The 25,914-nt window shown below is 71.3% G+C and carries 23 protein-coding genes; 10 read left to right on the top strand and 13 right to left on the bottom strand.

Translation table 11 applies throughout. The features are described 5' to 3' along the window. Nucleotides 1-73: 73 nt before the first annotated feature. From DVK44_RS08605 to DVK44_RS08625, 5 genes are all read right to left on the bottom strand, one after another. Nucleotides 74-2,743 (bottom strand): type 2 periplasmic-binding domain-containing protein, encoded by a 2,670-nt coding sequence (locus tag DVK44_RS08605; protein ID WP_114659114.1) that lies wholly within the window; start codon nt 2,741-2,743, stop codon nt 74-76. Further along, on the bottom strand, nt 2,740-4,599 hold the full coding sequence (locus tag DVK44_RS37595; RefSeq protein ID WP_114659115.1) for a phosphate ABC transporter substrate-binding protein PstS: 1,860 nt from the start codon (nt 4,597-4,599) through the stop codon (nt 2,740-2,742). The genes DVK44_RS08605 and DVK44_RS37595 overlap by 4 nt, the downstream gene beginning before the upstream one ends. Before the next feature lie 123 nt (nt 4,600-4,722). After that, a complete protein-coding gene (gene pstA / locus DVK44_RS08615) occupies nt 4,723-6,111 on the bottom strand; it encodes a phosphate ABC transporter permease PstA (protein WP_114659116.1) in 1,389 nt (462 codons plus the stop codon). Nucleotide 6,112: 1 nt separating this feature from the next. Next, nucleotides 6,113-7,156, bottom strand: coding sequence for a phosphate ABC transporter permease subunit PstC (gene pstC, locus DVK44_RS08620; protein WP_114659117.1), 1,044 nt, complete (start codon nt 7,154-7,156; stop codon nt 6,113-6,115). Next, complete coding sequence (locus tag DVK44_RS08625; RefSeq protein ID WP_162793725.1) at nt 7,153-7,644, bottom strand: hypothetical protein; 492 nt, start codon at nt 7,642-7,644, stop codon at nt 7,153-7,155. Before DVK44_RS08625 ends, pstC begins: the two co-directional genes overlap by 4 nt. Nucleotides 7,645-7,988: 344 nt before the next feature. Here DVK44_RS08625 and DVK44_RS08630 point away from each other — a divergent pair, with 344 nt between their 5' ends. After that, the gene (locus DVK44_RS08630; protein ID WP_228447585.1) at nt 7,989-9,365 is read left to right on the top strand and encodes an MFS transporter; all 1,377 of its coding nucleotides are present in this window, start codon (nt 7,989-7,991) and stop codon (nt 9,363-9,365) included. 55 nt (nt 9,366-9,420) lie between these two features. Here DVK44_RS08630 and DVK44_RS08635 read toward each other — a convergent pair whose 3' ends face one another. After that, a complete protein-coding gene (locus tag DVK44_RS08635) occupies nt 9,421-9,615 on the bottom strand; it encodes a DUF6243 family protein (protein ID WP_114659119.1) in 195 nt (64 codons plus the stop codon). Nucleotides 9,616-9,989: 374 nt separating this feature from the next. Here DVK44_RS08635 and DVK44_RS08640 point away from each other — a divergent pair, with 374 nt between their 5' ends. After that, nucleotides 9,990-10,937 carry an aldo/keto reductase gene (locus DVK44_RS08640; protein ID WP_228447586.1) on the top strand — a complete coding sequence of 316 codons (948 nt, stop codon included), beginning with the start codon at nt 9,990-9,992 and terminating at the stop codon, nt 10,935-10,937. Between the two features lie 96 nt (nt 10,938-11,033). Then, complete coding sequence (locus tag DVK44_RS08645) at nt 11,034-11,621, top strand: TetR family transcriptional regulator (RefSeq protein ID WP_114659121.1); 588 nt, start codon at nt 11,034-11,036, stop codon at nt 11,619-11,621. A gap of 44 nt (nt 11,622-11,665) precedes the next feature. Here DVK44_RS08645 and DVK44_RS08650 read toward each other — a convergent pair whose 3' ends face one another. Beyond that, complete coding sequence (locus tag DVK44_RS08650) at nt 11,666-11,878, bottom strand: hypothetical protein (protein ID WP_114659122.1); 213 nt, start codon at nt 11,876-11,878, stop codon at nt 11,666-11,668. Between the two features lie 164 nt (nt 11,879-12,042). Next, nucleotides 12,043-13,425: a glycine--tRNA ligase gene (locus DVK44_RS08655; RefSeq protein WP_114659123.1), complete on the bottom strand. Its 1,383-nt coding sequence runs from the start codon at nt 13,423-13,425 to the stop codon at nt 12,043-12,045. A gap of 166 nt (nt 13,426-13,591) precedes the next feature. Here DVK44_RS08655 and DVK44_RS08660 point away from each other — a divergent pair, with 166 nt between their 5' ends. From DVK44_RS08660 to DVK44_RS08675, 4 genes are all read left to right on the top strand, one after another. Further along, complete coding sequence (locus tag DVK44_RS08660; protein ID WP_114659124.1) at nt 13,592-14,602, top strand: metal ABC transporter substrate-binding protein; 1,011 nt, start codon at nt 13,592-13,594, stop codon at nt 14,600-14,602. A 227-nt stretch (nt 14,603-14,829) separates the two neighbouring features. Continuing rightward, nucleotides 14,830-15,576 (top strand): metal ABC transporter ATP-binding protein, encoded by a 747-nt coding sequence (locus tag DVK44_RS08665; protein ID WP_114665002.1) that lies wholly within the window; start codon nt 14,830-14,832, stop codon nt 15,574-15,576. A 12-nt stretch (nt 15,577-15,588) separates the two neighbouring features. After that, nucleotides 15,589-16,512, top strand: a complete 924-nt coding sequence (locus tag DVK44_RS08670; protein WP_114659125.1) for a metal ABC transporter permease — start codon at nt 15,589-15,591, stop codon at nt 16,510-16,512. Between the two features lie 78 nt (nt 16,513-16,590). Further along, entirely contained in the window at nt 16,591-17,040 is a 450-nt protein-coding gene (locus DVK44_RS08675) for a Fur family transcriptional regulator (RefSeq protein ID WP_114659126.1), read from the top strand. Between the two features lie 146 nt (nt 17,041-17,186). On the opposite strand, the gene DVK44_RS08680 is transcribed toward DVK44_RS08675, so the two are convergent. Next, a complete protein-coding gene (locus DVK44_RS08680) occupies nt 17,187-18,044 on the bottom strand; it encodes an isoprenyl transferase (RefSeq protein WP_114659127.1) in 858 nt (285 codons plus the stop codon). A 71-nt stretch (nt 18,045-18,115) separates the two neighbouring features. Continuing rightward, entirely contained in the window at nt 18,116-18,865 is a 750-nt protein-coding gene (gene recO, locus DVK44_RS08685) for a DNA repair protein RecO (protein ID WP_114659128.1), read from the bottom strand. 68 nt (nt 18,866-18,933) lie between these two features. Here recO and DVK44_RS36295 point away from each other — a divergent pair, with 68 nt between their 5' ends. Genes DVK44_RS36295 through DVK44_RS08700 form a run of 3 tightly spaced genes read left to right on the top strand, consistent with a single transcriptional unit; the run spans nt 18,934 to nt 21,631 of the window. Beyond that, nucleotides 18,934-19,332 carry a hypothetical protein gene (locus tag DVK44_RS36295; protein ID WP_162793727.1) on the top strand — a complete coding sequence of 133 codons (399 nt, stop codon included), beginning with the start codon at nt 18,934-18,936 and terminating at the stop codon, nt 19,330-19,332. Nucleotides 19,333-19,349: 17 nt separating this feature from the next. Beyond that, nucleotides 19,350-21,044 carry an alpha/beta hydrolase gene (locus DVK44_RS08695; RefSeq protein ID WP_181957430.1) on the top strand — a complete coding sequence of 565 codons (1,695 nt, stop codon included), beginning with the start codon at nt 19,350-19,352 and terminating at the stop codon, nt 21,042-21,044. Beyond that, a complete protein-coding gene (locus DVK44_RS08700; RefSeq protein ID WP_114659129.1) occupies nt 21,041-21,631 on the top strand; it encodes a hypothetical protein in 591 nt (196 codons plus the stop codon). Before DVK44_RS08695 ends, DVK44_RS08700 begins: the two co-directional genes overlap by 4 nt. Here the strand turns inward: DVK44_RS08700 and DVK44_RS08705 are convergent. The 3 genes from DVK44_RS08705 to DVK44_RS08715 form a co-directional block, all read right to left on the bottom strand. After that, nucleotides 21,621-22,310, bottom strand: a complete 690-nt coding sequence (locus tag DVK44_RS08705) for a response regulator transcription factor (RefSeq protein ID WP_114659130.1) — start codon at nt 22,308-22,310, stop codon at nt 21,621-21,623. The two genes, DVK44_RS08700 and DVK44_RS08705, sit on opposite strands and share 11 nt — an antisense overlap. Then, nucleotides 22,307-23,563 (bottom strand): sensor histidine kinase, encoded by a 1,257-nt coding sequence (locus tag DVK44_RS08710; RefSeq protein ID WP_228447051.1) that lies wholly within the window; start codon nt 23,561-23,563, stop codon nt 22,307-22,309. The genes DVK44_RS08705 and DVK44_RS08710 overlap by 4 nt, the downstream gene beginning before the upstream one ends. 119 nt (nt 23,564-23,682) lie before the next feature. Further along, nucleotides 23,683-25,857, bottom strand: a complete 2,175-nt coding sequence (locus DVK44_RS08715) for an MMPL family transporter (RefSeq protein ID WP_114659132.1) — start codon at nt 25,855-25,857, stop codon at nt 23,683-23,685. Nucleotides 25,858-25,914 lie beyond the last annotated feature (57 nt).

Raw genomic sequence — 25,914 nt, forward strand, 5'->3', positions numbered from 1 at the left:
CGGTTCGGATATGTGGCTGTGTGGGGGAGAACCGCGGGTGAGCGCGGTGGTTCGGTAGGCGGCCCGGCCGGCTTCACGCGCCGTCCTCGGACCGCATGGCGCGCAGCCGGTACGCGAGGACGGGGACCACCCTCGGCAGCAGCGGGCCGCCGACGGCCGCCGCGAGCCCGATGATCAGCACGATCAGCACGACGTAGCGCACGGCGCCGATCGCCCAGGGCGGGGTGAGCGCCGCGTCGGCCTGGGCCGCGGCTGGCTGGGGTGCGGTGGAGACGGACACGACGGGCTTGGCGGCGGCCGACGGGGAGGCGGACGCGTCGGGGTCCGGGACCCCGCCGGTGCCGCCCGTACCTCCCGCGCCACCCGCCGAGGTGCCGTCGCCCGCGGTGGGTACGGAGCCACTGCCCGCGCCCGTATCCGTACCGGAGGGCGGGACGCCGCCGGAGCCGCCGGACGTGCCCGAGCCACCCGAGGTGCCGCCGGAGGTCCCGGGTCCGGGGTCGGGGTCGGTGCCGTCGGGGTCCTTCCCGGCCAGGGACTTGATGGCGGCGGCGGCCAGCGCGGCCTCCTTGCGCAGCGCCTGCGGCAGCGGCGCGTACCCCTCGGGCAGGGTGCCGGCGGAGACGCCCGGCTGCTGTCCCTTGCCCGTGGTGTACGTGAGGAACTCGGCGTAGTCCTTGCCCTCGGCCTCGGTCAGCGCGGCCGGCACGGTCGCCGCGTAGGTGAGCGAGGTGAGCGGGTAGGCCGCCTTGGCCTTCTTGTCGCCGGGCGCGGGCGCGAGGACCCCCTTCACCCCGCTGGGCTTCATCGCCCGCTGCCCGGCGAGCAGCCCGGCGGTGGTGGGCGCGACGTACTGCCCGGCGGCGTTGCGCAGCTGGGCCGGGATCAGCCCGTACCGCAGCGCCGTGGAGGTGTCGGCGACGGCCAGCATGGCCCGCTGCCCGGCCGGCTGCGGCGGGTCCTTCTTGTACGTCGGCGGGGTGGCGGTCGCGTCCCAGGTGGTACGGGCGAGCGACTCGCCGCGCCCGGCCGCGCGGGCCGCGCCGCGCATGTCGGAGGTGTACGGGTGCTTGTCCTGGACGCAGAGCGGGTGGTCCGGGTGGTCCTCGAACTGCTGGCAGAACGGGTCGCTCTTGGGGAAGTGGTCAAGCGGCAGTTCGAGCTTGGCGTAGTGCGGGTTGACGGTCATCCCGGAGTTGCCCGAGGCGCCGTACTTGCCCGTGTTGTCGGGGACTCCGTCGAGGAACTCACGGGCCGCCGGGTCCTGGTCGACCCAGCTCCACAGCGCGTGCGCGGTGTCCGAGAGCGCCTCGGGGACGAGCGCGTCGCCGAGCTTGCCGCCGAAGGTGAGATCGGCGTACTCGGGGTTCAGCTCGGTGAACTCCGGGTCGTGGCCGAGGTTGTACGGATTCTTGGCGGTGCTCGGCGCGAAGCGCGAGTTGCCGTCCTGGTACGACTCGGTGAGCAGCTTGGCGACCAGCCGCTGGTTGAGCTTGAGCTGCCCCATCCGGCGGCCGTTGCGGGCACGGACCTCCTCGGGCGCGGAGAACGACGCCTGGCTCTCGATGAGGAAGCCGATGGTGAGACCGGAGAGCGCCACCGGCGCGTACACCGGCTTCTGCCCCGCGGCCAGTTGCTCACCGGTCGCGGGCCGGTTCAGGAACACCATGCCCGGATTGCCCGAGGCCAGCTTCGCCCGCGCGGTGTCGTCGGTCACCTGGGCGTAGCCGAAGATCGTCTGTCCGCCGGTGCGGCAGAGGACGGGCTGCCAGCGGCTGATGGCCTCGGCCACCATCTCGTTGCCCAGGGTGGGGCGTTCGTCGGCGCCGATCGGGCAGAACTGTCCGATCGGCTCGAAGTGCAGCGGAACGACGAGCCGGTGGGCCCAGTTGGAGGCGGAGAGCGGTGACGACTGGAGGAAACCACCCGACTGGGTGGTGTAGCGGCTGCCGTCGACCTCGGTCTCGCCGCGCGGGACGACGACCAGCCAGCACTGCCGCCCCTCGGTCGCGGACGCGCCGCCGGCCGCCGCGTCGGCCTCCCCGCAGCCGAGACCGGCCGCCTCGACGGCGGTCTGGGCCTCGAAGTACACCTCGCCGGTGCCGTCGGGGTTGGTCCGGGCGTACGGGACCTCGTTGGTGGTGTTGGAGTCGAAGAAGTCGTTGGAGTTCCCGGTCTCGGTGACCTCACCGCTCACCGAGCGGAACGCCACGTAGGACAGGCCCGTCGGGGACGGCGGCGGCATCTTCTGCGCCGGGTCGGTCAGTCCGCCGTAACTGAGCTGGCGGCTGTTCGTGTACGCGCCGGCCGCCTGGTTGCCCGCCCCCGCGCCGAGCGCGGAGGAGCCGCCGAACTGGCACTGCTCGGGGTCGGGGCCCTTCGGGTCGTCGCCCCAGCACTGCATGATCTGGAGGTAGTCGGCGGCGTACGCGGTGTCGGAGACGGTGGGCGCCGCGCCGGTCCAGGAGACCTTGACGACCTCGTTGACGAGGTGCCGGGTCTGGCCGACGGTCACCTTGAGGTCCGCGAAGTCGCCCTTGCCCGTGACGGTCACGGGCGAGCGGCCCGCGGTGTCGGCCGCCCCGGCGGGGTCGGCGCCGGGGCCGAGGACGGCGCCCGCGGTGAGGACGGAGCAGAGGGTGATGACGGCGGCGCTGAGGGCGCGGCGGGCGAGGGGCGTGCGTCGCTCCAGCGTGGCCGGCCCGGCCTCGGGGGTCCGTGGTGTGCGGAAGAAGGACCTCATGAGGTGGCCCTCCGCCCGCTCAGGTAGCGCGACAGCAGCGGGGGGCCGACCGTCATACCGACCAGGAGCACCCCGGCCAGCACCATCAGGGCCCGCCGGGCCCCGCTGCCGATGGTCCCGGAGGTGCTGACGGGTACGGCGAAGACATCGCCGCCCGCGCCGCCCCCGGCCGCGCCCCCGTCGCCGGACGTGCCGAGCGCGGAGACCTGCTGTCCGGTGTCGGGGTCGATCGCCGTGCCGCCGGTCGCGCCCTCCGCCGTACCGCCCGTGGCGCCGTCGCCTGCGGTGGAGCCGCCGGTCGCCGTGCCCGCGCCGGCCGTGGCCGCGCCGGTGGCGCCGCCGGAGGCCGTCGTACCGCCGGAGCCGGTCGCGCCGCCGGTGGCCGTGCCGGAGGCACCGGCGGCGCCGGTCGTGCCTGCCCCGGCCGTACCGCCGGTCGTGCCCGTACCTCCCGAGCCGCCGGACGCGCCGGAGCCGCCGGTGGCGCCGGGGGTGGAGCCGCCGGTGCCCGGGGAGCCGCCCGGGGTGACGGTCGGCTTCTTGTCGCCGCCGGTGCCGGTGGTGCACTGCGTGGCGCCCTGCTTGTCACAGGCGGGCGGGTACGGGGCGGACTTGGCGAGGGTGTTGCCGCCGTCGGCGGAGAAGGTGGGGTTGCGGCAGTTCTTGATGTTGATGTTCTCGACATCCACCCCGGGGATCCGGCGCACCTGGTCGAGCCCCGCCTCGACGAGGTTGACCGGCAGCGGCGAGTAGCCGAGGTTGTCGACGTGCTGCTGGCCCTGGCAGAGGAAGTAGTAGGCGAACGCGCCGAGCGTCTTGCCCTTCTGGGCGTTGAAGTTGGCCTCGGTGGTGGTCGGCACGACCATGTAGCTGTAGCTGGACAGCGGGTAGTTGCGCCGGTCGGTGCTGTTGTAGACGCCGTCGAGGATCTGGGTCAGATAGTCCGGCGAGGAACTGTCCTTGTTGATACGGGCGTTGAGCAGGGCCACGGCGACGTTCTTGGCGGTCGGCTCGGTGTAGTAACCGGCGGCGTTGAGCACCTTGGCCACCGGGAAGCCGGTCGTGTACACGGCGTACGAGTACTCGACGTAGGTGATCGTGCCGATGTTGCCCGCCTGGGCGACATAGCCGGAGACGCCGTTCGAACCGGACTGGGCGACGAAGCCGCTGCCCGGCACCAGCGGGTAGTTGGAGGTGGCGCCGCACGGCGTGGAGCGCCCCGCCCGGCCGCAGTAGGCGTCCCACATCGAGCGGTGCTGCTTGCTCATCCAGGTGGTCAGCTGCGCCGTACTGCCCGAACCGTCGGAGCGGACCACGGGGACGACCCGGCGGGCGGGGAGCGACGCGGCGAGGGCGGGGTTGTCCGCCTTGATCGCCGGGTCGTTCCACATGGTGATGCCACCGGTGAAGATCTTGGCGATGACCGGGCCGGAGAGACGGAGATTGGTGACCCGCTGGTTGCCGATCTTGAGGTTGTACATGAACGACGTACCGCCGGCCACGATGGGCATGTAGGCGTACTTGCGCGAGGGCGGCGGGTCGACGACGCCGGAGTCCTTGATTCCGTAAGGGATCTCGGAGACGGCGTAGTCGACGGTGCCGTTGCGGAACTGGTTACGGCCGTCGGACGAGCCGGTGCCGTTGTAGTTGACCGTCATGCCGTACTGCTTGACGTTCGCCCGCCACTGGTCCAGCGCGTTCTGGCTCCAGGTGGAGCCCGCGCCCGAGATCGGGACATAGGTCGCGGCGGCGGCGGGCGCGACGAGTGCCAGCAGCACGGCGGTCACGAGGGTGAAGACGGCCGACGCGACGTATGCGCGCCGACGCGGCGGCGGCGCCGGCGGGGTTCCGGACATCGGGGGCGACTCCTGTCGGTAGAACGGGGAACGGCGGGAACTGCGGGTGGGGCGGGCGTACGACCGGGACATGACAGTCCCGGCGGAAGCATGTGAGGGAGGGCGAGCCGGGGCTCAGGGGGCCTACTGGTCCGAGGGCGCCGATGGGGACGCGGGCGGGGGCGCCGATGGGGGCGTCGATGGGGACGCCGCATCGGGTGGGGTTACGGTCGCGCCTGGGGGTACGGCCGCGGGCGTACGGCCGGCCGCGGCGCTCCGCGCGCTCATCCGCTCCGCGTCCTGGCGCGAGGCCAGCACCCTGCGGTGCGTCTGGCTCTTCGTCAGCTCACCCGGCGCCCGGCCGCCGATGATCCGGGCCAGGACGAACAGCAGCAGCACCAGCCCCATGAGTAGCGCGGCGGCACCGAACCCCCGGGCGATAAAGCTCGGTTGGGGCGAGCGCACCAGCTCGAAGGTGGCGAGCGGCAGCGAGACCTGGGGCCCGCTCAGCGGGTTGAGGTTCATGTCCGCCGTGAATCCGGCCGTGAGCAGCACCGGGGAGGTCTCCCCGATCCCCCGCGCCGTACCGAGGATGACGGCGGTCGTCAGCCCGGAGCGCGCGGTGGGCAGCGTGACCGTCCACACGGTGCGCCACTGGCTGGCGCCGAGCGCGAAGGACGCCTCGCGCAGCGACCCCGGCACGAGCCTGATCACCACGTCGGACGCGCGGATGATGATCGGCAGCATCATCACCGAGAGGGCCAGCGACGCCGCGAAACCGGACTTGTCCATGCCGAGGATGAGAATGACGGTGGCGTAGATGAACAGACCGGAGACGATCGACGGGAGGGCCGTCATCGCCTCGACGATGGTCCGTACGAAGCGCGCGTAGCCGCCCGGCACCTCGTTGAGGAAGACCGCGCAGGCCAGCCCGAGCGGCACGGTGATGACCAGCGCGATGGCCATCTGCTCGACGGTCCCGGCGATGGCGTGCAGCATGCCGCCGCTGGTGAGCGGCTGGACGGGCCCGGTGAGCGACATGTCCTCGGTGAAGAAGTTCCAGTGCGGCAGCGCCGTCCGGCCCTTCCACAGGGTGTGCGCGACGACGAAGACCAGCGCGCAGACGACCAGCACGGCGAGGCTGTGGACGATCACCGCCGCCACCCGGTCCCGTACGGCCATGCCGTTCTCCGCGAAGGAGACCAGCACCGCGTACAGACCGGCGAAGCTGAGGAAGGCGACCACGACAAAGCCGAGCGGCGCGTCGAACGGGGCGATCCGGGTGAAGAGCACCGTGGTCAGCCCGAGGGCCCCGGCCAGCGCGCCGAGCAGCGCGCGGACATCGGTGGCGCGCAGCCCGGAGACGGCGCGGCGGACCTCGGGGGCGCCGCGGTCGTCCGGCGGTCCGGGCCGGACGGTGACGGACGCGGGAGCGGGTACGGCCTCCGGAGAAGCCGCGGGTACGGCCTCATGGGGAGCGGAAGCCGGTGCGGAGGAGGGAGCGGCGGGAGGCACAGAAACGGTCCGGTTCATCTCAGGCATCCGCCCCGGCGCCGGAACGGCTGCGGGCCACGATGGAGGAGGCGACGAAGTTGACGACCAGGGTCATCAGGAAGAGCGCGAGTCCGGCCGCCATCAGCGCGGACATGCCGAAGTCGCTGGCGGAGCCGTAGCGCAGGGCGATCAGCGAGGAGACGGAGTTGGTGCCGTTCTCCAGGATGCGCGGCTGGATCACGAACGACGGCGAGATGATCATGTAGACGGCGATGGTCTCGCCCAGCGCGCGGCCCAGGCCCAGCATCGTGCCGCCGATGGCACCGCCCCGGCCGAACGGCAGGACGACGGTACGGATCACGCCCCACCGGGTCGACCCGAGCGCGTACGCCCCCTCCCGCTCACCGGCCGGCGCCTGGGAGAACGTCTCCCGCATGACCGAGCAGGCGATCGGGGTGACCATGAGCGCCACCACGATCCCGGCGATGAAGGTCGAGGAGGTGTAGACGGTCGTGGTGGCGAGCGGATCGCCGGGATCCGCGCCGCGCACCTTGAAGAACGGGATCCAGGAGAGGTACGTGGCGAGCCAGCGCGACAGCCCGACGATGTGCGACTGGAGGTAGAACGCCCCCCAGAGGCCGTAGACCACGCTGGGCACGGCGGCCATCAGGTCGATGACGGTGATCATGGTCCGCCGGACCGAGCGCGGCGCGTACTCGGAGATGTACAGCGCCGTACCCATGGCCAGCGGAACGGCGATGGCGATGGCCACGAGACCGATCAGCACCGTCCCGGTGAGGACGGCCGCGATCCCGAAGCGGTGGGACTCGGGCTCCCAGGCGGAGGTGGTGAGGAAGGACCACTTCGCCACCCGCAGCGCTTCCCAGGCCCGGTAGCCCAGGAACGTACCGACCAGCAGCATGATGGCCAGCACCACCGCGCCGCTGCCCCGGGCGACGCCGCGGAAGAGCTGGTCCGGCAGCCCGGCGGACCGCTTGAGCGTCCGGGGCGTGTCCGGTGCCTCGGGCGCGTACGGCGCGTCGGGCGCGCGCGGTGCCTCCGGCGGCAGGGTCATGGCGCTCATCGGGCCTCCGCGCCAGGTCGCCGGGCACCCGTCAGCCGCGGCTCCCGGCGGACCGGCATGGCGACCAGACCCGTCGTCAGCCGGGCCCGAGGGACGGCGTCGAGGAAGTTCACCAGGCTGTACCGGCATTCGCGCTGCCGCAGATAGGACCGTACGGAGACGGCGATGCTGCGCCCGTCGAAGTCGAGCCGCCAGACCCAGAGTCCGGACAGCTCCGACGGACCGACGACGGGCCGGCTCAGCGACACCGCCGCGCACAGTTCCTTCACCGCGGCATGGCAGGTGTCCAGGTCGGGCTGGCCGCTGCCGCCCTGACCGAGACCGCGGTTGTTGGCGCCGACCAGGCGCCAGACGACGGGCGCCCCGAGGTCACCGTCCCGTACGGGCGCTCCGGGATCGCCGTCCCGTACGGAGACGGGCACCGGTCCGGATCCAGCCCCCGGACCGGTGCCGGGTCTGGAGACAAAGAGAAAGCGTGGGTCGTGCATGGTTCAGCCCCCCTCCCGGACACGCTCCGGCGTCCGGCAGATATTGGCCGATTCCCATCACCGGCCGACCTGACCTTCACGGAGGGCGGCAGAGCGGCGCGCACGCCCGGGTGAACAACGGACATCCAGCACGGGAACGGGGCGTGCGACGGCTCCTGGGCGGATCTCCACGCCTCATTCACCTGCCGGGTAGCCCCACTACCAGGATAAAGAGACTCTGGTACCAGGCTGTGGATCGCGCGATCGTCGATGGGGTGAGCAGAAAAAGCGCGTCTCTCCGGAAAACCTCTCTCGCCGACGCTCCCGCGAGCGCCGGACCGCCCGTCATCCACGACCACGGTTCGGTGCTCGGCGCGCTCGGCCTCTTCACGGTGCTGCTCGGTGCCGCGCTGCCCCTGATCGACTTCTTCATCGTCAATGTCGCCCTGCCGACCATCGACCGCGATCTGGCGGCGGGTCCCGCCCTGCTGGAGCTGGTGGTGGCCGGATATGGACTGACGTACGCCGTGCTGCTTGTGCTCGGCGGGCGGCTCGGGGACATGTTCGGACGACGGCGGCTGTTCCTTGTCGGTATGGCGGCCTTCGGGGTGACCTCGCTGGCCTGCGGACTCGCGCCGACGGCCTGGACGCTGGTCGGCGCCCGGGCCGCGCAGGGCGCCGCGGCGGCGCTGATGCTGCCGCAGGTACTGGCCACCATCCAGGCCGCGACCGCGGGACCGCGCCGGGCGAAGGCGCTGAGTCTGTACGGGGCGACGGCCGGGCTCGCGATGGTGGCGGGCCAGATCCTGGGCGGTGTGCTGGTCGCGGCGGACATCGCGGGCAGCGGCTGGCGGGCGATCTTCCTGGTGAATGTGCCGGTCGCGTTCATCGGGCTGTTCCTGGCGGCCCGTTCGGTTCCCGAGACCCGCTCGCAGCGGCCCGCGCCCATCGACGTACCGGGAACCGCGCTGCTGGCCGTCTCGCTGGTGACGCTGCTGGCGCCGCTCACGGAGGGCAGGGCGGCCGGGTGGCCCGCGTGGACCTGGGTCTCGCTGGCGGCCTTCCCGGTGGCGGCGTACGCCTTCCTGCGGGTGGAGCGGCGGGCCGACCGGGCGGGGCGGACACCGCTGGTGCCGCCGAGCCTGTTCGCGCTGACCACACTCCGCCGAGGGCTGGCGCTTCTCGTACCGTTCGCGATCGGTTTCGGCGGCTTTATGTTCGTGATCGCCGTGGCGCTTCAGCAGGGTCTGCGGATGGGCGCGATCACGGCGGGGCTGGCGCTGGTCCCGATGGCCCTCGCGTTCTTCGCCGCCTCGCTGGCCGGCCCCCGGCTGATCCGGCGGTACGGCAGCCTGCTGGTGACGGCGGGCGCGGTGATCCAGGCCGCCGGGGTCGTCCTGCTGGTGCTCGCCGTACGGAGCGACTGGCCCGCGCTGACACTGCTGGACCTGCTGCCGGGGGTCGCGCTGGCCGGGCTCGGGCAGGGGTTCCAGCTGCCGGTCATCGTCCGGATCGTGCTCTCCGAGATCCCGGCCGAACGGGCGGGGGTGGGCAGTGGCGCGATGGTGACGGCGCAGCAGTCGGCGCTGGCGCTCGGGGTGGCGACGATCGGGTCGCTCTTCCTGAGCCTGAGCACGTCGATGGGGATGGGCGACGCGCTGATGATCACGCTGCTGGTGCAGTTGGGGCTGGTGGTCCTGACAGGGCTGATGAGTCTGCGACTGCCGCGCACGATCGGCTGAGACGACGACGAGGGGCCCGGATCATGAAGATGATCCGGGCCCCTGCTGCGTTCGGTCAGCTGTCCTGGGCGCCTTCGCTCTTGCCCGCGGCTGCGGCGCGCTCGCGCATCTTGCGCAGCAGCTCCTGCTTCTGGTCGGCGGCGGCCTTGCGGTTGGCGTCCCGGGCGGGCCCGCTCGACTGCGGGTCGTTACGGGCCGGCTTGGTGCGCTGTCCGCCAACGCCGAGAAGGTTGTTGCGGCTCTTTGCCACGGGGTTCTCCCGATGTGATGAGAAGTGATCTGCGGATTCGTCGGTGGGGGGCGGGCTGTCGCCGCCGCGCTCTCACTCGTAGATCTGGAAGAACATGCCGCTGACGCTACCACCGGCCGGTACCCGGGACGCAACGCGTTTTCCAGGACCAACAAATAGGTGATGACAGATATTGAAATCTGTCACTCGACATGTCATCGTTGGTCTTGTCACTCTTCGATCCCTCGTGATCCGTATGGAGGCATCCCGCCATGACCAGCGACGCCCACACCGGCACCACCCCTCCCCCCTCCTCGTCCCCTTCCCCCGCCCCCGTCCCCACCCGCCGGCTCGGCGCGACGGGCCCGCACACCTCCGCGCTGGGCCTCGGCTGCATGGGCATGTCCGGGGTGTACGGAGGCGGTGACGAGCGCGGCGAATCCGTCGCGACGATCCACGCCGCCCTCGACGCGGGCGTCACCCTGCTCGACACCGGCGACTTCTACGGCATGGGCCACAACGAGCTGCTGATCAACGAGGCGCTGCGCACGGCCGGCCCGTCCGCCCGCGAACGGGCCGTCGTCAGCGTCAAGTTCGGCGCCCTGCGCGACCCGGGCGACGGCTGGGGCGGATTCGACGGACGCCCCGCCGCCGTCAAGAACTTCGCCGCGTACTCCCTCCAGCGGCTCGGCACGGACTACATCGACATCTACCGGCCCGCGCGGCTCGACCCGGACGTGCCGATCGAGGAGACGGTCGGCGCCGTCGCGGAGCTGGTCCAGGCCGGGTACGTCCGGCACATCGGGCTCTCGGAGGTCGGCGCGGAGACCATCCGCCGGGCCGCCGCCACCGCCCCGATCAGCGATCTCCAGATCGAGTACGCGCTGATCTCACGCGGGGTGGAGGCCGACATCCTGCCAACGCTCCGCGAGCTGGGCATCGGCGTCACCGCGTACGGAGTGCTGTCGCGCGGACTCATCGGCGGGCACTTCACCAGCGACCAGCGGCTGGCCGCCAATGACTTCCGGGCGATGAGCCCGCGCTTCCAGGGGGAGAACCTCCAGCACAACCTCACCCTGGTCGAGTCGCTGCGCAAGATCGCCGAGCAGAAGGGAGTGACGGTCGCGCAGATCGCCATCGCCTGGGTGCTGTCCCGGGGCGAGGACATCGTGCCGCTCGTCGGCGCCCGCAGCCGCAAGCGGCTGACCGAGTCCCTCGGCGCCCTGGACGTCACGCTGGACGAAGGGGACCTCGCCGCCATCGAGCGCGCTGTCCCGGCCGACTCCGCCGCCGGGGACCGCTACCCGAGCGCGCAGATGGCGATGCTGGACAGCGAGCGGTGACGGCCGTCCGGGGGCGGGCGGTGACCGGCGCGGACGGGTCGGCCTGACAGGTACCGTCAGCTGTCATACGCACACCACCATGAAAGGGCTGGCCCCATGAGCACCGAGCCCCTGACCGCCGAGCGCATCCTCGAAGCCACCGAGGAGGTCCTGCGGCGCTACGGCCCCGCGAAGGCGACGGTCGTCGATGTGGCGCGGGTCCTCGGTGTCAGCCACGGCAGTGTCTACCGCCACTTCCGTACGAAGTCGGCCCTGCGCGAGGCGGTGACCAAGCGGTGGCTGAGCCGCACGGAGATAGCCCTCGCCCGGGTCATCAGTGACAACGAGCGGGAGTCGGGCCCGGCGAAGCTGCGGGAGTGGCTGCTGACGCTCTTCGACGCCAAGCGGCACAAGGCGGGCGACGACCCGGAGCTGTTCGCCACGTTCTCCGTGCTCGCCCGGGAGAGCAGCGAAGTGGTCGACGCGCATCTGACGGAGCTGACGGACCAGCTCACCCGGATCATCGAAGAGGGCGTGCGGGCGGGCGAGTTCGCGACGCCGGACCCCGGGGCGTCCGCCGGGGCGGTGTTCGCCGCGACGGCCCGCTTCCACGACCCGGGGTACGCCCCGGAGTGGCGGAAGCCCACGATCGACGCGGAGTTCGACGCCGTGGCCGCACTGCTGCTGCGCGGTCTGCGGGCCTGACCGGCCGGTTGGCCTCTGCGCTCGGCTCCGGCCGGCCGTTGGCCTCAGGACCGGTCGGCCGTGGGGTCCACCGTCGCCTGGTGCGCCTCGGTGAGATGTTCCTCCGCCTTGAGCCAGGGCAGGAACTGCGCCCCCTTGCGCCAGCCGCAGGTGTCGCAGACCAACGACCGCTGCACACCGGCCTTCTGGACACGTACGACGTGCTCGCGTCCGTGCTGGTCCCATCGGGTGACCTTGCTGGTGGTCGTGGACGGCATGATCCGTATCTCCCTCGTAGGCCAGCGCCCAGTGTGCCGTACGGACAACATCAACGGCTCCGGTCCGCGAAGCCGGTTGACCCGCCGCACGCACCGTACGCGAACGGGCCGCGGCCCCCGGTTCCGTGGGAACCGGGGGCCGCGGCCCAGCTGCCGTGCCGGTGTCAGCAGCCGATGAGACGGCCGCCCAGGTAGCTCTGGATCTGGTCCAGCGAGACGCGCTCCTGCTTCATCGTGTCGCGCTCGCGCACGGTCACCGCGTTGTCGTCGAGGGTGTCGAAGTCGACGGTGACGCAGAACGGCGTGCCGATCTCGTCCTGGCGGCGGTAGCGGCGGCCGATGGCGCCCGCGTCGTCGAACTCGATGTTCCAGTTGCGCCGCAGGTCCGTCGCGAGACCCTTCGCCTTCGGCGAGAGCTGCGGGTTGCGGGAGAGCGGCAGGACGGCCACCTTGACCGGCGCGAGGCGCGGGTCGAGGCGGAGCACCGTGCGCTTCTCCAGCACACCCTTCGCGTTGGGCGCCTCGTCCTCGTTGTACGCGTCGAGGAGGAAGGCGAGCATCGCGCGGCCGACCCCGGCGGCGGGCTCGATGACGTAGGGGGTCCAGCGCTCGCCGGCCTCCTGGTCGAAGTACGTCAGGTCGTGGCCGGACGCCTTGGAGTGGGCGGAGAGGTCGTAGTCCGTACGGTTGGCCACACCCTCCAGCTCGCCCCACTCGCTGCCGCCGAACTGGAAGCGGTACTCGATGTCGGCGGTGCGCTTGGAGTAGTGCGAGAGCTTCTCGGCCGGGTGGTCGTACCAGCGCATGTTCTCCTCACGGAGACCCAGGTCGCGGTACCAGTTCCAGCGCTGCTCCATCCAGTATTCCTGCCACTGCTCGTCCTCGCCCGGCTTGACGAAGAACTCCATCTCCATCTGCTCGAACTCGCGGGTCCGGAAGATGAAGTTGCCCGGAGTGATCTCGTTCCGGAAGGACTTGCCCATCTGCGCGATGCCGAACGGCGGCTTCTTGCGCGAGGTCTGCTGCACCTGGGCGAAGTTGGTGAAAATGCCCTGCGCGGTCTCGGGCCGCAGATAGGCGACGGAGCCGGAGTCCTGCGTCGGGCCGAGGTGGGTGGAGAGCAGACCGGAGAACTGCTTGGGTGCGGTAAAAGTGCCCTTGTTGCCACAGTTGGGGCAGTTGAGATCGGTCAGGCCGTTCTCGGGGGCCTTGCCGTGCTTCGCCTCGTACGCCTCTTCCAGGTGGTCCGCGCGGAACCGCTTGTGACAGGAGGTGCACTCGGTCAGCGGGTCGGTGAAGGTCGCGACGTGGCCCGACGCTTCCCAGACCTCGGTGGCGAGGATCACCGACGAGTCGAGACCGACAACGTCCTCACGCGAGGTGACCATGTAACGCCACCACTGACGCTTGAGGTTTTCCTTCAGCTCGACTCCGAGCGGCCCGTAGTCCCAGGCGGCGCGCTGGCCCCCGTAGATCTCACTGCACGGGTAGACGAAGCCACGGCGCTTGCTCAGGTTGACGATGCTGTCGATCTTGTCGGCGGCCACGGTGCTCTCTTCATTACGACGACGACGAACGGCGAATGACCCAGATTAGCGGCGGGCGCACCCCTTCGATCAAATCGGTGCTGGGTATCGGACATCCCGCCCTGTTCGCGAGCCATTACCGACCCATTGTTGACAATCGTTTCCAGTTTTGTTGAAAATGACTGTCATGAACGTACGACGCCTGATACCCACCGCCACCATGGCCGGAGCTGTCGCGCTCGGCATGGTGGCCCTGTCCGCCTGCTCCTCCTCCGACGCCGCCGACAAGAAGAGCGGCGGCGGCAAGCTCGCGGTCACCGCGTCGTTCTACCCCATGCAGTTCCTGGCCGAGGAGATAGGCGGCGACCATGTCTCCGTCACCACCCTCACCAAGCCCGGCGTCGAACCGCACGACCTGGAGCTGAAGCCCCGGCAGGCCGCCCAGCTCGGCGAGGCCGATGTCATCCTCTACCTCAAGGGCATCCAGCCCGCCGTGGACAAGGCCATCGCCCAGTCCGGTGTGAAGAACACCGTCGACGCGACCACCCTGACCACGATGGAGAAGCACGGCACCGAAGCCGGCGGCCACTCCCACGCCGACGACGAGCACGCGGACGGCGACGACCACGCGGACGACGAGACCCACAAGGCGGAGGACGAGGAAGCCTCCGCCGACGGCAACGACCCGCACATCTGGCTGGACCCGGTGAAGTACGCCGAGGTCGCCAAGGGGGTCGGCGCCGCCCTGGAGAAGGCCGACCCGGACCACGCCGCCGCGTACAAGAAGAACACCGCCGCCCTGGTCACCAAGCTCGACGGCCTGAACACCGCGTTCAAGGACGGGCTCGCGGACACCACCACCAAGACCTTCATCACCACCCACGCCGCCTTCGGCTACCTCGCCGAGCGCTACGGCCTGGAGCAGGAGGCCATCGCCGGCATCGACCCCGAGTCGGAGCCGAGCCCCGCCCGGGTCAAGGAGCTGGAGACCATCGCGAAGCGCGACAAGGTCAGCACCGTATTCTTCGAGACGCTCGCGAGCGACAAGACCGCCAAGACCCTCGCCGGGGACTCCGGACTGAAGACCGACGTCCTGGACCCGCTGGAGGGAATTACGGACCGGTCCAAGGGCGCTGACTACCTCGAAGTCATGCGCGCGAACCTCGACGCACTGCGAAAGGCGCTCGGCGCGAAGTGAACCAGCTGACAGCAGCGGCATCGGAGGCGCCCGGCATGGCGACGGCGAAGAGCGGACACGACCGCGCGACGGCAGACCCGGCGATACCACCGGAGACACGGCCCGAAGCACTGCCCGACGCGGCACCGGTGACCGCGCCGGACGCGCCCGTGACGGACACGGGCCACGGCCGCCCCGGACCCGCCACCGCGGAGACCGCGCGCCCCGCCGCCGGGCCCGCCCCCGTCATCGCGCTGCGCGGCGCCACCGCCACCCTCGGCGCACGCCCGGTGCTGCGCGGCATCGACCTCACCGTGCGCCGCGGCGAGGTCGTCGCGCTGCTCGGCGCCAACGGCTCCGGCAAGTCCACCGCCGTCCGCTCGGTGATCGGGCAGGTGGCCCTCACCAGTGGCGAGATCTCCCTGTTCGGCACCCCGCTGCGCCGCTTCCGCGACTGGGCCCGCGTCGGCTACGTACCGCAGCGCACCACGGCGGCGGGCGGGGTGCCCGCGACGATCCGCGAGGTCGTCTCGTCCGGCCGGCTCTCCCGTACGGGGCTGCGGTGGCCCTCCCGGGCCGACCGCGCCGCCGTCCAGCGGGCAATCGAGCTGGTGGGGCTCGCCGACCGCGCCAAGGACTCCGTGGACGCCCTCTCCGGCGGCCAGCACCAGCGTGTCCTGATAGCCAGGGCGCTCGCCGCCGAACCCGAGCTGCTGATCATGGACGAGCCGATGGCGGGCGTCGACCTGGCCAGCCAGGAGATCCTCGCGGCGACCCTGCGCGAGCAGGTGGCGGCCGGCACGACCGTCCTGCTGGTCCTGCACGAACTCGGCCCGCTGGAGCCGCTCATCGACCGCGCGGTGGTGCTGCGCGACGGCTGTGTGACCCACGACGGGCCGCCGCCGAAGGCCGTCGGCCAGCACGCCCTGCCCGGCCACGACCACGTCCACCCCCACGCGGCCGGCGTGCCGCTCCGTACCGGACTGCTGAGCTGAGCTGACCTGCCCATGGAAATCCTCGAAACCGCGTTCATGCAGCGGGCCCTGATCGCCGCCGTCCTGGTCGGCATCACCGCCCCCGCCGTCGGCATCTACCTCGTCCAGCGCCGCCAGGCCCTGATGGGCGACGGGATCGGCCATGTCGCGATGACCGGGGTCGGCCTCGGCTTTCTGCTGTCCTGGAGCCCGGTGTGGGTGGCCACGCTGGTCTCGGTGGCCGGCGCCGTCACCATGGAGCTGATCAGGGCGTACGGCCGCACCCGCGGCGACATCGCGCTGGCGATGCTCTTCTACGGCGGTATGGCGGGCGGCGTCCTGCTGATCAACCTCGCGCCGAACGGCTCCAACGCCAACCTCAGCACGTATCTCTTCGGCTCCCTGTCGACGGTCTCGCCGTCCGACGTGACCGCGATCTCCCTGCTCGCCGCCTTCGTGATACTGGTGACGGTGGGGCTGCGGCGGCAGCTCTTCGCGATCAGCCAGGACGAGGAGTTCGCCCGGGTCACCGGACTGCCGGTGCGGACCCTGAACCTGCTGATCGCCGTGACGGCGGCGGTGACGGTGACGGTCGCCATGCGGGTAGTGGGGCTGCTGCTGGTCAGCGCGCTGATGGTGGTGCCGGTGGCGGCGGCGCAGCAGATCACCCGGTCGTTCGCGGTGACGTTCGTGCTCGCGGTCGTGATCGGTACGGGCGTGACGCTGGCCGGCACGGTCACCTCGTACTACCAGGACGTCCCGCCCGGCGCGACGATCGTGCTGATCGCGATCGGTGTCTTCGTCCTGCTGACCGCGCTCGCCGCGCCGGTGACCAGACGCCGCGCCCGCGCGCTCCGCGCCGCGGAGCCGGCGGACGCCTCCGGGCCGGCGCACGGAGCGACCATGGACGTACCGGCCACGCGACGCCCCTCGGACGACGTCGAGGTAACGGTCTGAGCGCGAGCGCTGGCAGAATGGCCCGACGTAAGCGGGTAACGCCCGACGGATACGACGGGCAGAGGCAAGGAGGCACCTGTGACGACTGCGCCCAGCAGTGGATCGAGCGCGGCCCCCGTACGCGGCCGTTCGACCCGCCAGCGTGCCGCGGTGGCGGCGGCGCTCGACGAGGTGGACGAGTTCCGCAGTGCGCAGGAGCTTCACGACATGCTCAAGCACCGCGGCGACTCGGTCGGTCTGACCACGGTCTACCGCACCCTCCAGTCCCTCGCCGACGCGGGTGAGGTCGACGTACTGCGGACGAACGACGGCGAGTCGGTCTACCGGCGCTGCTCCACCGGCGACCACCATCACCATCTGGTCTGCCGGGTCTGCGGAAAGGCCGTCGAGGTCGAGGGCCCCGCGGTGGAGCAGTGGGCCGAGACGATCGCCGCGCAGCACGGCTATGTGGCGGTGGCCCACACGGTGGAGATCTTCGGTACGTGCGCCGAGTGCGCCGAGAACGCGAAGAGATCCGCGAAGAACTGACCGCGGCACGAGCCGCGGAACGAGAAGCGGCACGAGAAGCGGTCCCGGGCGACGTACGCCGGGACCGCTTTTCGCTGCTCGGACGGACAGCGGGGAGAGGGCGAGTGGACAGCGACGGGACAACTGTCCAGTAAAAAATGGGCCCCTCAGCCCTGCCCCTCGCCCGCCATCTCGTCCTGCTCCTGAATGTCCTCCCGTGACTCCTGGTTGGGCAGCGCGCCGCCGAACCGCCGGTCCCGGGAGGCGAACTCCAGGCAGGCCCGCCACAGATCGCGCCGGTCGAAGTCCGGCCACAGCACGTCCTGGAAGACCATCTCCGCGTAACTGCTCTGCCAGATCAGGTAGTTCGACGTACGCTGCTCACCGCTGGGGCGCAGGAAGACATCCACGTCCGGCATGTCGGGGTAGTACAGGTACTTGGCGAAGGTCTTCTCGTTGACCTTGGCCGGGTCCAGCTTCCCCGCGGCCACGTCCCGCGCGAGCGCCTGCGCCGCGTCGGCGATCTCCGCGCGGCCGCCGTAGTTGACGCAGAAGTAGAGCGTCATGGCGTCGTTGTCCTTGGTCTGCTCCTGCGCGACCTGGAGTTCCTGGACGACCGACTTCCACATCTTGGGCATCCGGCCGACCCAGCGGATCCGGATCCCCAGCTCGTCCATCTCGTCGCGGCGGCGACGGATGACATCGCGGTTGAAGTTCATCAGGAAGCGCACCTCGTCGGGCGTCCGCTTCCAGTTCTCGGTGGAGAAGGCGTACAGGGACAGGTTCTTGACGCCCATCTCCAGACAGCCCTTGAGCACATCGAGGACGACCCCCTCGCCGACCTTGTGCCCCTCGGTACGCGGCAGACCACGCTCCTTGGCCCAGCGGCCGTTCCCGTCCATGACGACGGCCACGTGCTTGGGCACCAGCTCGCTCTGGATCTTGGGCGGAACGGCACCGGAGGGGTGCGGTTCCGGCGTCTTGTACTCGCGGCGGGAACGCCCCAGGATTCCGCGTCGTGCCATGCGCTCTCGTCTCCTCTTTCTTCACGGGCCAAACCGGGCCCGACGCAGCCGGGCAGGGCAAGCAGCTCTGTCTAGCCCTTCTCCACGTATCTGAGCGAGCGCAGACCGCGCTCCAAGTGCCAGTGCAGATAGGCGGACACCAGCCCGCTGCCCTCCCTGACATGCCGCGCCTCGCACGCGTCGGCCGTCCTCCAGTCACCGGTCAGCAGCGCGCTGAGCAGTCCGACGGCCTCAGCAGAGGGTACGACGCTCCCGGGCACCCGGCAGTCGCCGCAGACGACACCGCCCGCCGCCACGGAGAAGAAGCGGTTGGGGCCCAGCAGCCCGCACTTCGCGCAGTCGTCGAAGCTCGGCGCGTACCCGTTGACCGCGAGCGAGCGGAGCAGGAAGGCGTCCAGGATCAGATGCGGCGCGTGCTCCCCGCGGGCGAGCGTGCGCAGCCCGCCCACGAGCAGCAGATACTGCTGCACGGCCGGCTCGCCCTCGTGGTCCGTGAACCGCTCGGCAGTCTCCAGCATGGCGGTGCCCGCGGTGTAGCGCGCGTAGTCGGCCACGATGCCGCCACCGTACGGAGCGATGGTCTCGCTCTGGGTGCAGAGCGGCAGCCCGCGTCCCACGAGTTCACTCCCGCGTGCGAAGAACTGCACATCGACATGCGAGAACGGTTCCAGCCGTGCCCCGAACTTCGACTTCGTCCGCCGCACCCCCCGGGCGACGGCGCGGACCCGGCCATGGCCGCGGGTCAGAAGCGTGATGATGCGGTCGGCCTCACCGAGCTTCTGGGTGCGCAGCACGACGCCGTCGTCCCGGAACAGACTCATGGACCTCATTCTCCCGCACGCGCACGGCACGGCGGCCCCGGGCTCTCTTGCTACGGTCACGGCATTACGTGACCGATCACACACGGAGAGCGACCGCGACGACCATGGTGACGATGCCGATCGGCGGCAGCGGCGGGTTCTGGATCAGGGCCCACGAGGTACGGAAGGCGGGCGCGGCGGCCCGCGAGGCCGCCGAGGACATCCCGGCCGACGCCAAGACCCTGTACGCGCCGACGGACACGGCGGTCGCCGGACTGCCCGGCTGGCGGACGGCGGCGGCGCTGGACACCTGCACGGAGGAGTGGACGAAGGCGCTGCGCGCCCTGGCGGCCCTGGTGGCGGGCGCGGGGGACGCGGTGACGGCGTCGGCCGGGGACCTGGCCGGCGAGGACGCGGACCGGGGACGGCACTTCGACGGCATGGCCCTCCAGGCACCGTACGGAGCAGCCGGAGACCGCCGCCCATGACCCCTCTCCTCACGGACATGACGATCGCGTCTCTCAAGGACGCCCGCCCCGGCCTGCTGCACGACGCGGGCGACGCCTGGGACCGGCTGGCGAGGAGGTTCACGGAGCACGCCGGGAGCTGCGGCGCCCATCTGCGCCGGGGCCTGGCCGCCGAGAACTGGGGCGGCCTGGGCGCCGAATCCGCCGCCGACCGGCTGGCGAGGATCCGCGCCGGCCTGACCGTGGCCGAACGGGAACTCGCCGCGGTGGGCACCGTACTCCGCACGGCCGGCGAGGCGTTCCTGGCCCACCAGGAGCGGCTGAACCACGCCCTGGCGGACGCGGGCGCGGCGGGGTACGTGGTGGCGCCGGGCGGCTCCGTCAGCGCCCCCGAGAGCGGCCCGGAGAGCGGCCCGGAGATCTGCGAGGACCACACCGCCACGGCGCGCGCCCTGGCCGACCGCATCGACGACGCGCTGCGCGCGGCGGACAGGGCGGACCGGGAGTACGCGGCGGCCCTCGACCTCTTCACCACCGCGGCACGCCGCTGCGCGGCCGGCGACTGGCATACGGGCTTCGCCGAGATCGCCCGCGCCGGCCATCTCCACGACGACCTGCTCACCACCCTGGGCATCCCACCCGAATCCGCCCACCCCTCCACCGTCACCGCCTGGTGGAACGCCCTCTCCCCCACCCTCCAGGCCCAACTGATCGCCGACCACCCGGCCGAGATCGGCAACCGCGACGGCATCCCGGCCACGGCCCGCGACAAGGCCAACCGCATCTGTCTGCCCATGCTGCTGGACGACCTGGAACACGGCCGCACCGACGACACCCGGGAATCCCGGGAGGCGAAGATCGCGGGCCTGAAGGGAATCCAGCGCCAACTGGAGGCGGGCGGCGATCCGCGGCCCTATCTACTGGGAATCGGGACGGAGGGAAACGGACGGGCGATCATCTCGTTCGGAAATCCGGACCGCGCGGATCATGTCTCGGCGTATGTGCCGGGGTTGAATACACGGCTGGAGGAGCATTTCGCCACGGCGGATGTGAAGCGGGCGCGGGATGTGGCAATCGCGGCCCGCAGGGCCGACCCCGCCACCACGACCGCCTCTCTCGTCTGGCTGGGCTACGACGCACCGCAATTGCGCAGTGTCGGACTGGACGCGACGGATGTCATGTTCAAGGACAGCGCCCATGCAGGTGCCTCCGGTTACAACCAATTCCTCCATGGCATCAAGGCCACCCACGAGGACGGCGCCGCGCATATCACCGCACTTGGCCACTCCTACGGATCACTGACTGTGGGCCAGGCCAGCCAGCAGCCAGGAGGAATCCCCGCGGACGAGGTGATCCTTGTGGGCAGTCCCGGTGTCGGGGTGAACCGAGCAAGGGATCTCGGCGTGGGCGCCGACCATGTGTATGTCGGCGCCGCCGACAACGACCAGGTGACGAAACTCCCCTATCGAAATCCCCTCGAATACCTGGCTCCGGGCAGCGAGTTCGGAGACCGGAAGGTCCCGTTCGGCACCGATCCGGCGAGCCGCCACTTCGGAGGACACCACTTCTCGGTGGAACCGGGCGAAGACACCGGGATCATCGGCCTGGCAACGGGGAACACGCCAGCACATTCACACTACTTCGACCCAGAGAAGGGCCCTAATTCCTTGCACAATATCGCCAATATTGTCACTGGAAACGGAAGTCGAATCAAGACCACGGAGCCTAGGTGAGCTTGAGGAGAATCGTCACAAGCGTCATCTTTTCTCTCTTACTGACGGCCTGCGGAACGGAACAGCAGGCGAAGGACAGGCACCCGAACATGGATATGAAGCAGGCCGGGAACCGGACCGAGGAACTACTCGACGCTACGCTCAACGCAGTTGAGCCACCGGTCGAATGGGGTTACGACACCTCCAACGAGACCGCGTGCAGCACCGGCCTCAACCTTCCGACCGGCACCACGTCGGTCCACCGCAACCGGTATGTCTCCACCAGAGTCTCGGAGCAGCGCCGGGGTAACTTCTTCGGCGTGATTCAGCGTTACTGGGAGAAGCAAGGGTTCACCATTACCAGCGTCAACGCCGACAGAGTGATGCCCACCCTGAACGCCAGAACGCCCGACGGCTTCGCTCTGTCCCTCGGAGTGGGGGCGATCGGCAACGTATGGTTCGCCGGCGCCTCCCCCTGCGCCTCCGATTCCGACCTCACCTTCCCCAAGGGCACCCCCGACAAGCCCGGTGGCCCCAAAGGGCTGCCCGACCTCGTCCCCCGCCACGAGTCCCCCTTCTGGTCGTCCACCGAGCCGCTCAAGACGTAGCACCCGGCACCACCAGCCCCGATTCGTACGCCACAATCACCAGTTGCGCCCGGTCACGCGCCCCGAGTTTGCCCATGATGCGGCTGACATGGGTCTTCGCGGTGAGGGGGCTCAAGCCCAGCGCTTCCGCGATCGCCGTATTGGTGTGGCCGCGGGCCACCAGCGCGAGGACCTGGCGTTCGCGTGCGGAGAGGCGGTCAGGACCACCGGTCACGTCGGACGTGGGCGGGGGCGGGGGCGGGGTGCTCAGCACGCGGGCGATGAGGCGGGAGGTCGGGCCCGGGGACAGCAGCGCGTCGCCCGCCGCGACGGTTCGGATGGCGGCGAGGAGATCGGCCGGGTGGGTGTCCTTGACCAGGAAGCCGGACGCGCCGGCGCGCAGGGCCTCCAGGATGTGGTCGTCCGTGTCGTACGTCGTGAGGACGAGAATCCTCACCCCGGCGAGATCGTCGTCCGCGGCGATCAGCCGGGTCGCCTCGATCCCGTCGAGGTCCGGCATCCGGATGTCCATGACGACCAGGTCCGCACGGGCCGAACGGGCCAGTTCCACGGCTTCCCTGCCGGTGCCCGCCTGGCCGACCACCTCCATGTCGCCGGCCGATTCGACAAGCATCGCGAACGCCGCCCGTACCAGCGTCTGATCGTCCGCGAGCAGTACCCGTATCGTCGTCGCGCTCATCTCTCGTTCCCCCTCAACGGCAGTACCGCGGACACCTCGAAGCCGCCGCTCTCCCGCGGCCCCGCCAACAGCGTGCCACCGACGCTGCGGGCGCGTTCCCGCATCCCGATGATGCCGAAGCCGGAACGGGAACCGGAGCCAGTACCAAAACCGGAACCGCCACCGCCCTCGTCCGTGACCGTCACATACAGCGCCGCGTCCCGCGCCGCCACGGACACCGCCGCCCGCGCCTCAGGACCCGCGTGGCGTACGGAGTTGGTCAGCGACTCCTGCACGATGCGGTACGCGGCGGCCCCCACCGCCGGTGGCACGGGCCCCGCCCCCTCCGTACGGAGGGTGAGCCGGGCCCTCGCCGTACGGGCCAGCGCGGGCAGCGCCGCGAGGCCGGGCAGCGGTCCCTCGCTCTCCCCGCGCGGGGAGAGGGCGTCCTCCTCCTCGCCCCGCAGTACCTCCAGCGTCGTACGGACCTCGGCGCGCGCCGTACGGCAGGTGCCCGCGATGTCGTCCAGCGCCTTGGCCACCGCCGCGCGGTCGAGCCGCTCGGGGTCCACGGTCAGGATGTGCGAGGCCACCGCCGTCTGTACCCCGATCAGGGTGATGGAGTGGGCCAGCAGATCGTGCAGATCCCTGGCGATCCGCAGCCGCTCCTCCGCCACCCGCCGCGCCGCCTCCTCCTCCCGCGTTCGTTCGGCCCGCTCCGCGCGGCCCTCCACGGAAGCGATGTACTGCCGGTATGTGCGCACATCCACCCCCCAGATGAGCACCGCGAGGAACCAGCCCGAGACACGCAGCAGCTCCAGCCCCTGGTGGGCGCTGATCGCGATCATCACCGTCAGGGCAAGGCCGGTGACCGCGCCGCCGATCAGCAGCGTCTGCCACGGGCGCACGATCGCGGCCACGGTGTAGAGGGCGAGCAGCGCGCCGGGGACGGCGGCCAGATGGACGTAGTCGGCCGCGTGGTACGGCACGACGCAGACCACGACCGCCAGCAGCACCAGCCGCGGCCGGCTCCGGCGCCACGCCAGCGGGACGATGCCGCCGAGGAGCAGCGCCCAGCCGAGCCCGTCCGGCGCGCGGCCGTTTCTGACGGTGAGGGCCAGTACGACGGCGAGCGCGGCCAGGGCCGTCGCGACGAGGGCGTCGTTGCGCAGTCGGCGCCGACGGGGCACGGCCAGGGGGTCACGGCTGACCGCTGTCAGGATCCGCTCGCCGAGGCGTGGCCGCCGTACCTCGGCGCCGTCCCCGTCAGCCACATCAGCCCTGTCAGCCACATCAGCCCTATCGGTCCTGCCGGCCCCGCCGGCCCTGCCGGCCCCACCGGCGCCGGCCCCACCGGCCCCACCAGCCCCACCGGCCCTGTCAGCCCCACCCGTCACTTCCGCAATGCCCCCGGCCACCACATCCTCCGCCCCAGAAGTACCGCCGCCGACGTCACCAAGTACGTCCGTACCAGGAAGGTATCCAGCAGTACCCCGACACCGACGACGAACCCCAGCTCGGCCATCATCACCAGCGGCAGACTCATCAGCACCGCGAACGTGGCGGCCAGGACGATTCCCGCCGAGGCGATCACCCCGCCCGTCGTACGCAGCGCGGTCAGCGCGGCGGCGGCCGGTTCGGCGCCGGACAGCGCTTCCTCACGGATCCGGTGCATCAGAAAGATGCCGTAGTCGACCCCGAGCGCGACCAGGAACACGAAGGACAGCAGCGGCAGTCCGCGGTCCACCCCGCCGAAGCCCAGCACCGGCCCGAAGACCAGCCCGCCGAGCCCCATGGCCGCGCCCCACACCGCGACGACCGCCACGACCAGGACCAGCGGGGCGACAAGGCTGCGCAGCAGGGCGATCAGGATCAGCAGGACGACGGCCAGGACGAGCGGCATGACGATCTTCCGGTCGTGCGCGCCGGCCCGGTCCAGGTCGAGCTGCTGGGCGCTCGGGCCGCCGACATGCCAGTCGTCGGCGCCGCCGCCGGCCCGGAGTCCGGCGCGCAGCGCCTCGATGGTCCGGGTCTCGCCGGCGGTCTGCGGCGCGTCCTTCGCGAAGACGATGATCTCGCTCCGGCCGGTCCCGCCCGCCGAGGGCTCGCTTCTGCCGGGTTCCGCCGACGCCACGCCCTCGGTGGTACGGGCCCGCTCCAGCGCCCGGTCCGCGCCGGCCGTCGGTCCGGTCAGGGCGATGGGCTGGCTGCCGCGCTCCGGATAGGCGTCCGCCAGGGTCCGCATCGCGGAGACGGACTCGGGCCGGTCGATGAAGCTGTCCGCCTGGGTGAGCGTGCCGGGCAGCCGGGACATGCCCAGCGCGAGCGCGCCGAGCAGAACGGCGCCCGCCGCCAGCACCACCGCCGGCCGGCGCCCCGCCGAGCCGCCCATCGCCGCGAAAAGGGAACGCCGTGACGGACGTCGGGCGGCGTCCCCGGGACCGGCACCGCGCCCCTGGTCGGCGCCGTACGCCGGAACCAGCGGCCAGAAGACCCGGCGGCCCAGGAGTACGAGTACGGCGGGCAGCAGCGTCAGCATCGCGGCCAGCGCGCAGAGCACGCCGACCGCGCCGACGGGACCCAGGCCGCGCATGTTGTTCAGATCGGCGGCGAGCAGGCACAGCAGCCCCAGCGCCACGGTGCCCGAGGAGGCGAGCACGGCCGGCCCGCTGCCGCGGAGGGCCGCGCGCATCGCGTCGTACACGTCCGGGGTACGCCGCAGCTCCTCGCGGTAACGGGCGACGAGCAGCAGCGCGTAGTCCGTCCCCGCGCCGAAGACCAGCACGGTCATGATTCCGGCGCTCTGGCTGGTCACCGTGAGGTCCATGCCCTGGACGACGCCGTAGACCAGCGCCCGGGCCGTGAAGGCGGCCACCCCGACCACGGCCAGCGGAACGAGCCAGAGGAACGGGCTGCGGTACGTGAGGATCAGCAGGACCGCGACGACGAGCACGGTCGCGATCATCAGTGTGCCGTCGAGTGTCTCGAAGACGCCCGTCGTATCGGTGCGCAGGGCGCCCGGCCCGCCGACCTCGACGCTCAGCCCGTCCGCGCGGAGACCGCTCGACACCGTCTTCCGTACGCCGTCGACGAACGCGGCCCGCGCGTCCTCGTCGCTCCCCGGCTCGGTGGTCGACACCGGGACCATGAGGGTGGTGCCGTCCTCGGACGGTACGGCGACGGGGGTGCCCCGGTCCGTGAGCCGGTGCGCGGCGGCCACCGCGGCGATCTGCCGCTCGGCCGTGCGCCGGTCGGCGGCGGTGAGCCCGGCGTCGCGGTGGTAGACGAGCACGAGATCGGTGGACTCCCCACCGGGCAGCCGCTGCTGGACGGTGGCGACCTGCGTGGAGTCCGCGTTCGCCGGCAGATAGTCCACGACGCTGTCACGCTGTACGTCGCCGAGCTTGCCGGCGAAGGGCGCGGCCACGGCGAGCACGAGTATCCAGAGCGCGAGGACGGCCCAGGGCAGCGCCCTGCGGCGCCCGCGCGGCGGCGGCCCGGCCGATGGCACCTCCGGCGTCGGTGCGGACTCCCGCGCTACGGATGGCGATGCCGGTACAGCCCTCATCCGGGCCCCCTCCTGGACGGTGTGTCCGGTCCCGCGCGGGACCGGATCGGTCCTGAC

The organism is Streptomyces paludis (genome assembly GCF_003344965.1).
GTDB lineage: Bacteria > Actinomycetota > Actinomycetes > Streptomycetales > Streptomycetaceae > Streptomyces > Streptomyces paludis.